The sequence below is a fragment of the Bacillus cereus group sp. BfR-BA-01379 genome (genome assembly GCF_022663605.1).
GTDB lineage: Bacteria > Bacillota > Bacilli > Bacillales > Bacillaceae_G > Bacillus_A > Bacillus_A mobilis.
Genome location: NZ_JAKUFT010000206.1, coordinates 1 through 406, shown reverse-complemented (window position 1 = coordinate 406; position 406 = coordinate 1). Strand labels below are relative to the sequence as shown.

Genomic DNA, 406 nt, shown 5'->3' with positions numbered 1-406 from the left:
TCTTATCATGAGCTGCTTTATCTGATAACAACTCATCAGCAAGACCAAAGATTGTCTCTTCGTCTGTTCCTGCTAATTTCAATGTACCTGCTTCAATACCTTCTGGGCGCTCTGTTGTATCACGAAGAACAAGAACCGGTACACCAAGTGACGGCGCTTCCTCTTGTACCCCACCAGAATCAGTTAACATTAAGTATGAACGTGCTGCAACATTGTGGAAATCAATTACATCTAGCGGCTCAATTAAATGAATACGGCCATGATCGCCTAGAATATCATTTGCTGTTTCACGAACAACAGGGTTCATATGAACAGGGTACACAACTTGTACGTCTTCATGCTTATCAACAAGACGTTTAATCGCTCGGAACATATTACGCATTGGCTCCCCTAAGTTTTCACGGCG

1 protein-coding gene is annotated in these 406 nt (G+C 42.9%); it reads right to left on the bottom strand.

Translation table 11 applies throughout. The annotated features are described in order from the left end of the window. Positions 1-406, bottom strand: a 406-nt coding sequence (locus MR113_RS27475) for a UDP-N-acetylglucosamine 2-epimerase (protein ID WP_242257492.1), incomplete at both ends; no start/stop codon positions are given.